The sequence below is a fragment of the Anaerorhabdus sp. genome (assembly GCF_036637135.1).
In the GTDB taxonomy this organism is placed as follows: domain Bacteria; phylum Bacillota_I; class Bacilli_A; order Erysipelotrichales; family Erysipelotrichaceae; genus Anaerorhabdus.
Map to the genome: position 1 here is coordinate 23,125 of NZ_JAVWNC010000022.1, position 8,397 is coordinate 31,521.

Annotated in this window: 11 protein-coding genes; 10 read left to right on the forward strand and 1 reads right to left on the reverse strand. The window is 32.4% G+C overall.

What is annotated here, in order from left to right:
- The first annotated feature begins 41 nt into the window (after positions 1 to 41).
- Complete coding sequence (locus RR643_RS05790; RefSeq protein WP_332482638.1) at positions 42 to 1,259, forward strand: N-acetylglucosamine-6-phosphate deacetylase; 1,218 nt, start codon at positions 42 to 44, stop codon at positions 1,257 to 1,259.
- Here the strand turns inward: RR643_RS05790 and RR643_RS05795 are convergent.
- Entirely contained in the window at positions 1,237 to 1,728 is a 492-nt protein-coding gene (locus RR643_RS05795; RefSeq protein WP_332482639.1) for a hypothetical protein, read from the reverse strand. The two genes, RR643_RS05790 and RR643_RS05795, sit on opposite strands and share 23 nt — an antisense overlap.
- Positions 1,729 to 1,822: 94 nt before the next feature.
- Between RR643_RS05795 and RR643_RS05800 the strand changes: the two genes are divergently transcribed.
- Genes RR643_RS05800 through RR643_RS05840 form a run of 9 tightly spaced genes read left to right on the forward strand, consistent with a single transcriptional unit; the run spans position 1,823 to position 8,329 of the window.
- Entirely contained in the window at positions 1,823 to 2,905 is a 1,083-nt protein-coding gene (locus RR643_RS05800) for an SIS domain-containing protein (protein WP_332482640.1), read from the forward strand.
- 12 nt (positions 2,906 to 2,917) lie between these two features.
- Positions 2,918 to 3,334 carry a PTS sugar transporter subunit IIA gene (locus RR643_RS05805; protein WP_332482641.1) on the forward strand — a complete coding sequence of 139 codons (417 nt, stop codon included), beginning with the start codon at positions 2,918 to 2,920 and terminating at the stop codon, positions 3,332 to 3,334.
- Positions 3,335 to 3,352: 18 nt separating this feature from the next.
- On the forward strand, positions 3,353 to 3,832 hold the full coding sequence (locus RR643_RS05810) for a PTS sugar transporter subunit IIB (RefSeq protein ID WP_332469383.1): 480 nt from the start codon (positions 3,353 to 3,355) through the stop codon (positions 3,830 to 3,832).
- A gap of 19 nt (positions 3,833 to 3,851) precedes the next feature.
- Positions 3,852 to 4,586 (forward strand): PTS mannose/fructose/sorbose/N-acetylgalactosamine transporter subunit IIC, encoded by a 735-nt coding sequence (locus RR643_RS05815; protein WP_332469384.1) that lies wholly within the window; start codon positions 3,852 to 3,854, stop codon positions 4,584 to 4,586.
- Between the two features lie 13 nt (positions 4,587 to 4,599).
- Positions 4,600 to 5,427 (forward strand): PTS system mannose/fructose/sorbose family transporter subunit IID, encoded by an 828-nt coding sequence (locus tag RR643_RS05820; protein WP_332469385.1) that lies wholly within the window; start codon positions 4,600 to 4,602, stop codon positions 5,425 to 5,427.
- 10 nt (positions 5,428 to 5,437) lie between these two features.
- Positions 5,438 to 6,526, forward strand: coding sequence for an SIS domain-containing protein (locus tag RR643_RS05825; RefSeq protein WP_332482642.1), 1,089 nt, complete (start codon positions 5,438 to 5,440; stop codon positions 6,524 to 6,526).
- A gap of 44 nt (positions 6,527 to 6,570) precedes the next feature.
- On the forward strand, positions 6,571 to 7,113 hold the full coding sequence (locus tag RR643_RS05830; RefSeq protein WP_332482643.1) for a chromate transporter: 543 nt from the start codon (positions 6,571 to 6,573) through the stop codon (positions 7,111 to 7,113).
- Positions 7,110 to 7,664 carry a chromate transporter gene (locus tag RR643_RS05835; protein ID WP_332469388.1) on the forward strand — a complete coding sequence of 185 codons (555 nt, stop codon included), beginning with the start codon at positions 7,110 to 7,112 and terminating at the stop codon, positions 7,662 to 7,664. The genes RR643_RS05830 and RR643_RS05835 overlap by 4 nt, the downstream gene beginning before the upstream one ends.
- A gap of 8 nt (positions 7,665 to 7,672) precedes the next feature.
- Positions 7,673 to 8,329 (forward strand): HAD family hydrolase, encoded by a 657-nt coding sequence (locus tag RR643_RS05840; RefSeq protein ID WP_332482644.1) that lies wholly within the window; start codon positions 7,673 to 7,675, stop codon positions 8,327 to 8,329.
- Positions 8,330 to 8,397: the final 68 nt, after the last annotated feature.

The window sequence follows — 8,397 nt, forward strand, 5'->3', positions numbered from 1 at the left end:
TATACAATTAATGTATTATATATACGAATGGAGGTTTTTTTATGAGCGTAATAAAATGTGACCAAATTTATTTAGATGATAAAGTTGTAAATGGATACATTACAATAGACAAGGGAAGAATAGAATCGATCACTACAAAATATGAGGGTGATATTACTTTTGACTATACGGGAAGGCGCATAATACCCGGATTAATAGATACACACAATCATGGAATTATGGGTTATCAAATGAGAACTGCGAATAATTATGAAATGGATGATGAAGTAAGCATTCAAGGTTACTTAAAAGGGCTAGCATCGTTTGGAGTTACTGGAGTATTTCCTACTTGTTCGATTGATAAGATAAAGAGCATAGCAAAACAAGCACAATCAAATACGATAATTGGAGCTAAAATATTAGGAATTCACAGTGAAGGACCATGGCTTAACCGTGTAGGCGAAAAAGGAATTAAAAAAGAATTTATTGAGCCAACAAAAGAAATTGCACAACAAATGGTTGATGATGGTGCTGGTTATTTAAAACTTGTATCAGTTTCACCTGAAATCAAAGGTATTGAAAAGATTACTGAAGTAATGAAAGAAAATGATGTAACATTAGCAATCGCACATACTGACTTTTTCTACAATGATGTAATAAATAGTATTGAGAATAAGGGATTTTCAGTGATGACGCATCTAGGAAATGCAATGACAGGACTACATCATCGCAATGTTGGGGCAATTGGAGCAGGATTACTAAATGAAAATGTTTACTGTGAAATAATCTGCGACTTCATTCATGTTTGTCAAGAAATGGTACAAGTTATGCTAAAAGTTAAGAACTTAAATAAAGTAATCATGATATCAGATAACTCAGAGTATACAGCAATACCTCCACATCTTTATAAAGGTACTGATGACAAGACAACAATTGAGGTAGGTAAAGATGGTTCAATTCATACCGAGACAGGAAAAATACAAGGCAGTAGTATCCCAATGATCTATGGGATTAAGAACTTAGTAACAAAGCTAAACTATGATTTAAGTGATGTCATTAAATTAAGTAGTAAGAATGCATGTGATGTATATTGCTTAAAAGACAGAGGAGTCATTAAACAAGGGTATTATGCTGATTTTGTAGTAATTGATGATAACTATCAAGTTGAGGCAACATATGTTGAAGGTATTATGGTATATGATGGAAACACAAAAAAAGAAGACTTGATGAATCAAGACTTCTTAGAAAAACATAGAATTAGCGACGAATTAAATCTTTAATTGCTGTAAATAAAGCGATAATAGCGATAACATAACACGAAATTGATATGAATACATCATATTTCGATAGATATGTATAGATAATTAAAAGTAAAGCGAAAACAATGATCAAGCCTGTTCGTAACGGATTGGCTTTTTCTGTTTTTCGAGTGTTCTTAATACGGTAATTTTCAATATCAAATTTAGTTTGAAAACTCAATTCAGGTAATAGTTTGTTATAAAAAGTAAATGTTAGTGCAACATAGAGAATAATTGCGCCAAGCCCCATAAATAAAGGGTTCATGAAGTCCATAGCAACTAAAACAATGAGTGCAACGAAGCAAATAAAAGCACGATAATATAAGATATTAAACCGGTTTTGTACTTGTTTTGGAATCGAATAAAAGTTGCCAGAGCGAGCATGATAATAGTGATACTTATCTCCTTCAGTAAAATAATTTTGTTTCCATAAATTAATAATGAATTCCATATTTACCCTCCAAATTCATATATATTATAAATAATGTATATACAAATAGCAAATTGTATGTTAATCTAAATTCAACAAAAGAGGAAAATTGAATATGAAGACATTTTTAGGGGACATGCATGACTACATATATGAGTCAGAAAAGGTGGCACTGAATGTATTCTCAAACAGAAAAGAGTTATCTTCTGGATTCATTGATGTATTCAAAAACAATCAAATTGAAACAATTGTATTAACAGGAGCAGGGACATCAAATTATTCTGCCCAAGGGGTAAGAACATTTTTTGAAAAGGTATTGAAAATTCCTGTCATCGTTCCATTAACAAATCATTTCATTGATGGGGAGTATTTAGTTAAAGGAAAAGGGTTATGTATTGGGATTTCTGCAACAGGTAGCAGTGCTTCTACAATCAAAGCTTTAGATAAAGCCAACTCGCTCGGTATGATTACCATGGCTTTAACAAATGAATTGGATTCTGAAGTAGTAAAACATTGTGACCATGTCTTGTTTCTAGATCATGGGGTTGAAGATGTTTCACCAAAAAGTAAAAGTTTCATTTGCGAAATCGTTACTCTAATGTGTTGTGCATTAGAAACTGCAAATGAAATAGGGAGTGTTACAAGTATTGAGTATGAAAATTATAGTAATCGATTAGAAAAAACGGTATGTAATCTAACACATATCGCAATCAAGAGTGATGAATGGTTTAAACAAAATGAAGAGGAGTTTAAAAATTGTAATCGAATGTTACTAGTAGGTTATGGTAAAAACTTTGGCATTCTTCAAGAAGGGGCATTAAAAATTCTTGAGTGTGGAAGATTTCAAACCTGTTTCTATGAATTAGAAGAATTTATGCATGGTATTTATCATTCGATTGATAAAGATTGCTATATCTTGCATCTCGGTAATAAGAGTAAATATTTTGAAAGAATGATTCAATTAAAAAATTATTTGTCCGAGTTTACAACTCATCAATTTCTTATTACAAGCCAAGATTGTAGTAATACAATCCAAGACTTAAAAATAAACTTTGTGGATGATGAAGAGTTTGCGATGATTGAATACATTGTACCTTGTCAAATACTTGCGTATCGTATTGCGGTTACGAAAGGGATAAATCCTAACAAACCAAGTGATCCATATTTCCATAGAAAAATGAATAGTAAATTTATTTAAACAGGAGAGAATATGAAAAAAATACTAGTTATAACACATGGCACATTTGCCGAAGGGATTAAGGAATCAGTAAACGTTATTATGGGAGATAACTCAATGATTGATACATATTGTGTAACAGTATCGAGTTCTCCTGAAGAAGTGAAACAAAGTATCTCAGATTACATGAGTCAAATAGAAAAACATATACCTGTACTTGTCTTAACGGATATACCTGCAGGAAGTACTACCGCATGTTCAGCTCCGCTATTGGCAGAATATCCAAATATGCATTTGGTATCAGGATTAAATTTAGGCATGATGTTAGCCTTCGCTATGCAAGCAATTGAAGAAGGCGATATAGATGAGAATATTAGAAATGTAATAGATGATGCAAAAAATACGATGTTATACATCAATGATGTATTTAACGGAATAACCAAGGCTTAAGAAGAAAGGAGGAGAATGATGATTAAGCAATTAAGAATTGATGACAGATTGATTCATGGGGAGGTTGTAGTTTTGTGGCTATCTCACACAAGTGCAGACACAGTTATCGTCGCAGATGATCAACATGCTACAAATCCAATGCTAACAATGACACTAAATCTCGCAAAACCAAAAGGTGTCACAATGCATGTGTTAACACTTGAAGACACAGTAAAGTATGTGAATGATACAACACATGATGTAGAAAAAATATTCATAGTATGTGCAAATGCGCAAAATGCATTAAAGCTTGTTCAAGGATGTGAATCAATCCAAGAAGTAAACATCGGAGCTATGAGATCTTCAAATGGCAAGAAACAAGTTACACTTAAAGTTTACGTAGATCAAAAAGATGTAGAAGATTTACAAGAAATCGAAAAACTAAATCGTACTATTTATCAACAAACAAAACCAGATCAAAAACGTGTTTCATTAAAAGAAATAGCAGCGAAATTATAAAACGAAAGGGGATATAATTATGTTTTTAATTCAATGTATTCTAGTTTCAATTCTAGCAGGATTACTACGTTGGGATGGTCGTGTATTTGGCCAAACGTTAGCTGAAGTTCCACTATGTGCAGGGGTTCTAGTAGGTATTATCATGGGAGATCCTTATACAGGATTAATCATGGGTGCAAGTTTACAATTAATTTTCTTAGGTATTGTTGGTATTGGTGGAGCAACTCCTCCAGATTCAACAATCGGGGCAGTAATGGGTACTTTCTTTGCAATTACAGCAGGATTAGATGCAGAAACAGTAATTGCATTAGCAATGCCAATGGCAATCTTAGGTCAAGCATTAGGTATTCTTTGCCGTATGATCAATGTTCGTTACAATATCGTAATTGATAAAGCAGCAGCAGAAGGTAATGCAAAGAGAATCGATAGTGCTTTATGGCAAGGTGCATTTATATTCTTTATCTTAACAGCTATTCCAGTATTCTTAGGATGTTACTTTGGAGCTGATGTAGTTCAAGCTATCGTTGATTTTATTCCACCAATTATTCTTACAGGATTATCAAGATCAGCAAGTTTATTACCTGCATTAGGTATGGCATTATTAATGAACTTCATGTTTGATAAACAAACAGCAGTATATTTATTCCTTGGGTTCGTATTAAATGCATTCTTAGGAATGAGTTTATTAGGAATTACATTCTTAGGTGTAATTATTGCAGTTGCAATGTATCAAGCTGGAAAGCATAAGGCATAGGGAGGATTAGAAGATGACATTAACAGCAAAAACTTTAAAACGTACATTCTGGCGTTCATTCCCTCTACAAGGATGTTTCAACTATGAACGTCAACAAACAGTAGGGTGGTTATATAGTTTAGTTCCAGGACTTCAAGAAATTTATCATGATGATCCTGAAGGATTCAAAGAAGCATTAACTCGTCATACAGGTTTCTATAACACAAGTCCACAAATGACTTGTTTCATTCAAGGTGTTGTTCTTGCTATGGAAGAAGAAAAGCACAGAAATCCAGATATGGATGGAGATTCAATTGCTGCTGTACGTACGGCGTTAATCGGTCCTTTAGCAGGTATTGGAGATGGATTATTCTGGGGAACACTTCGTACAGTTGGTTTAGGTATTGGGGTAGCTATGGCTTTAGAAGGTAACTATCTTGGACCAGTAATTTTCTGGTTGATTCATAATATTCCACATTTCTTAGTTCGTAAATATGGATTAAAACTAGGTTATGAACAAGGAATGAATTTCCTTAGTGGTGCTATGGGAAATGGGGCAATTGAAGAAGTAACTGCAGGAGCTAAAATTGTTGGATCAGTAGTAGTAGGTGCAATGATTTCGAGCATGGTTAAAGTTACAACATCAATTACATTCTCATTTGGTAGTGTATCTTATGCAATTCAATCATTGTTTGATACATTAATGCCTAACATGCTTCCACTTTTAGTTACATTCGGTTGTTACTATTTAATGAAAAAAGGTGTTAGTACAACAAAAGTTATGTTCTTATTAATTGGACTAGCAATTGTACTTGTATTATTAGAAAGTTTGCCATTCTTGGCACCAGTAGTAGTTGGATAAGAGGTAAAAAATGGATAATTACGATGCTATATCAGAAAATGCAATGTTGGAGTACATTCGTGAAACTCCACTTGTATTAAAAAATATTCTTGATAATAGAAAAGAATATACGAAAGAATTTGTAGAAGATTTTGTAGAAAATAAATATGAAAAAGTAATAATTATTGGATCAGGTACTTCATATCATGGAGGATTATCTTCAAGAGCTTTCATGGAAAAAACATTGAAGGTAACAGTTGATGCGAATTATCCATTATTATACAAGAACTTCACATCTGTATTTAATGAGAAAACAGTAGTGATTGGTATTTCACAAGGTGGTGAAAGTAAATCTACAATTCAAGGTTTAGAATATTCTAAAGAACATGGATGTAAAACTGTTTCAATAACTGAAACTGGTAAAGACTCTAAACTTGCGAAGTATTCAGATATTTCTTTATGCATGCAATGTGGACCAGAAGTAGCTGGGCCTAAAACAAAAGGTTATCAAGCAACAATGATGATGTTAGATATTCTAGCATTAGAAACTGGACTTGCTACAAAAACAATTGATATAGAAGAATATGAAGCAGTTTTGGCAAGACTTTATAAAGTTGTCGACAATCAAAATAAGATTATTGAAGAATCAATTAAGTGGTATGATCGTAACCGAGAAGATTTCTTAACAGCCAAAAGAATTATCATCGTTGGTTACAAAAATAACTTTGGTAATGTATTAGAAAGTCGTCTAAAAATTGAAGAAGCAGTTCGATATGGTATCGAAGGATATGAGTTGGAAGAATTTATGCATGGTATTTATCATTCAATTGATGAAGGAGTGCATCTAATTTATATAGCTCAAGATGATGAATTTAAAGAACGTTCTATTAAGTTAAGAGACTTCATGCATGATTACTCATCACATGAATTTATGATTGGTGATTTAGGATTAAATAATCCAATGAATATGGATTTTAAATTTGTGAATGACAAAGAATTCTGTGCGTTTGAATATATTATTCCATTGCAATGCTTAGCATTCTACTTGTCTAAAGATTTAGGTATAAATGCAAATATACCAAAGATTAAAAATTTCCATTATTTAATAGGAAGTAAATAAAGTGAACAAGGGATGCGTTGCATCCCTTCATTTTTAGGTGAAATATGAAAATATATATCGATTTATTTGTATCTTGGTTTAAAATGGGTCTTTTCACATTTGGAGGTGGGTATGCAATGTTACCTATGATCCAAAGAGAAGTGATCGATAAACATCATTGGGCAACAGAAGAAGAAGTAATGGATTATTATGCAATAGGCCAATGTACACCAGGTATTATTGCGGTGAATACCGCGACATTTGTTGGGTATTACCAAAAAGGAGTATTGGGTGGGATTGTTTCAACACTAGGAGTTATAACACCTAGTATCATCATTATTAGTTTAATCGCAACAGTATTAAGTAATTTTGCAGAAATTGTAGTTGTACAAAATGCATTAGCAGGAATTCGTGTGGCAGTTTGTTATCTGATGATGACAAGCATCATCAAGTTATGGAAATCAAGTATAAAAGATACGATTGGAATTCTTGTATTTGTTGTTGCAGTAGTCTTGTCGTATTTTCTTGATTTTTCAGTGGTTCTGATTATTTTATTATCAGCCTTAGTTGGGATTGTGGTTTGTAATATGAGGAGAAGAAAAGCATGAGTACATTTCTCTTATTAATTATCGAATTTTTTAAAACAGGTTTATTCGCAATCGGTGGTGGGTTAGCAACTATCCCCTTCCTACAAGATATGGCAGTGAAATACAACTGGTTCACAACTGAAATGCTAACCACCATGATTGCAATATCAGAAAGCACACCAGGACCAATGGGAATCAATATGGCTACTTATGTTGGGTATCATATGTTTGGATTACCAGGTGCAATCGCAACATCATTAGCTCTTGTTGCACCAAGTATAATTGTGATATGCATTATTGCAAATATGCTGACAAAATTTAAACAAAATCAAACAGTGCAAGATGTTTTTTATGGGTTAAGACCAGCAGTAGTTTCGCTTATCGTTGTGGCTTGTATTGATATCTTCTTAATCACATTGTTCAATCAAAAATTTGATTCGCTCATGAATTTGTTTAATATAAAATCAGTCGTGCTATTTTTGGCGCTAATCGCAATCAATAAATTTAAAAAACTCCATCCTATTTTAATTATTGTTCTTTGTGCTTGTACAGGGGTCATTTTTGCATTTTAAATATGATAATGAATATAGAATCGTATAAAGGAGTTATCTTTGATATGGATGGTGTTATCATAGATTCAGAACCTGTGTACATGCATAAACAAGAAATTTTTATGCAGATGAAAAACTTTGATATCCGAAATAATGTATTGTATAAATTAGTTGGTAAAAGTAGAAGAGAATCATTTAAACTACTTCAATCACAAATCCCAAACTTTTATCAAGATGAAAATATTTATCTCCATGAGTATCAAGATTTTTGGAAAGATTTTAATGTGAATTACAAACGAATTGAAAATGTAGGTATCAGGGAATCATTAAATTTTTGCAAGTGTAATGGACTCAAGATTGCACTGGCATCTTCTAGTTCGAAAGAAACAATTATAAGGGTACTTAATGAATTAGAATTATTCAATTTCTTTGATGTCATCGTATCCGGAGATGATTTCAAAGAAAGCAAACCAAACCCAGAAATATACTTAGATACACTAAAGAAAATGAATCTAAAAAACAGTGAGTGCTTTGCGATAGAGGATTCGACTGTTGGTATACAAGCTGCAAAAGGTGCAGGATTATTTGTAATTGCTAAAGAGGATAATAGATTTGGATTTGATCAAAGTAGTGCCGATCATATAATATATGATATAAACTTGAAAGCAGTGTTTATCGATAAATGATAAACACTGTTTTCTTGTTATTACAATAGAATAGAAACAGTAAAAGTTGAATCATTATTATCAAATAG